We start from the raw sequence: 1,654 nt of genomic DNA on the forward strand, positions 1-1,654 counted from the left end.
GAGTCTTCTGCTTTGTGTCGTTTTGGGTTCTGGTCGATTCCACTGTGGTGTGGTTGCTGTAGCCCGTTAGGGTGGTTTGTTGGTTGTGTGGGTTTCTGGGTGTCATTGTGCGGCTATGGGGCGACGTTATCGTGGGCAGCAGGAGCCGGTGCCGGAGCGGGTGGCGGGGTGGGCGGATCCGCTGATCTTCGAGCTGGCCGCTGTGGTGCAGCGCTTGGATGTATCGGGGTTCGAGGCGGATTACCGTTCGGACGGGGTGGGTGGGCTGCCGTATGAGCCGGGGTTGATGCTGGTCACGGTGTTCTGGTGTTACCGGCAGGGGATCCGTAGCCCGCAGGCGATGGCCCGGGCCTGCCGCGAGCAGGTGTCGTTACGGGTGGTGTGGCAGCGCGATCGGCTGCCGTCAGCGGCGGCGTTACGCCGGTTCATCGGCGGGCATCCGCAGGCGTGGCAGTCGTTGTTCGTGTCGGTGCTGGCGCTCGGGGACCGCTCGGGGCTGCTCGATGCGTCACTGACCGCGACCGATTCCACCCCGGTGGCGGTGCCGGCGGCGTTGTCCACAGCAGTGCCGGCGGCGACGATCACGGTGCGTATCGCCGAGGCGGAGCAACAGTTACAGGCGTTGCGGGAACGGCTGGCCGTGCTGGCCGACACCGACGTCGCCGGGTTCGTCGAGCACAGCGCCCGGCTGCTGCGCGCCGAGCAACTGCTGCTGGTGCGCCTGGACCGGCTGCATCAGGCCGAGACACACGCCCGGCAACAGGCCCGCGACAAGCAGCAGCCCGCCCACGGTGACCAGGTCCGCCGCTGGCAGGACCGGGTCGAGCGGCACCGCCACGAACTGGACGCGATGCGCGCCGCGCAGCAACAAAAATACGACGCCTGGACGGCGAAACGCGCCGCCGGGCACAAACCCCGCGGGCCGGCCCCGCACCCACCCGAGCAGCATCCCCACATCCGCGCCAAAACCCAAGCCCTGCAACGCGCCCAGAACCGCCTCGACACCGCCCGCCACAGCCCCGCAGCCCGCGACGGACCCACCCGGGCCAGCACCACCGACCCGCAAGCGCGCGTACTCAAAGGCAAAAACGTGACCCGCTGGGTCCTGGGCCGGCTGCTCACCCTGACCGTCACCGGCGGCCAGCTCATCACCGCCGCACTGCTCTCCCCGCACGCCAACGACTACCCCGGCCTGTTCCCGAACCTCGCCGCCACCGCCACCAACTGCGCCCAGGCCGGCATCACCAGCCCGTTCGGCCACCACCTCGCCGACTCAGGCTTCGCCTCCATCCACGCCCTGACCCAGCCCGCCCCGATCCAGGGCACCCTGCTGATCTGCGTCACCAGCGAACACCACCAAACCCACGGCCACCTCACCACCGTCCACACCGAGCACCGCCAGCACATGGCCGCCCGCCTGGCCACCCCCGACAACCAAACCCGCTACCGCCGCCGCAGCCCCATGATCGAACCCGTCTTCGCCCACCTGCTACGCACCGACCGGCACCTACACACCCGCGGCAACGCCCAGCACAGCGAAATCCTCGCCCTGACCGCCGCCTACAACACCAGCAAAATCCTCAAAACCCACCAACCACACAACACCCGAACAGGGACTAGACTCCCTAAACCCCCATAACCAAGAAGAAGACTC

The 1,654-nt window shown here is 68.4% G+C and carries 1 protein-coding gene; it reads left to right on the forward strand.

Translation table 11 applies throughout. The annotated features are described in order from the left end of the window. Positions 1-115: 115 nt before the first annotated feature. Positions 116-1,639, forward strand: a complete 1,524-nt coding sequence (locus HH310_RS42960; RefSeq protein ID WP_169181544.1) for a hypothetical protein — start codon at positions 116-118, stop codon at positions 1,637-1,639. The last annotated feature ends 15 nt before the right edge of the window (positions 1,640-1,654 follow it).

Origin of the sequence: Actinoplanes sp. TBRC 11911 (genome assembly GCF_012933445.1) — a bacterium.
Lineage (GTDB): Bacteria > Actinomycetota > Actinomycetes > Mycobacteriales > Micromonosporaceae > Actinoplanes.

Excerpts from the sequence above, each read along its gene's own strand:
- HH310_RS42960 (WP_169181544.1), top strand. The coding sequence starts at position 116 with ATGGGGCGACGTTATCGTGGGCAGCAGGAGCCGGTGCCGGAGCGGGTG.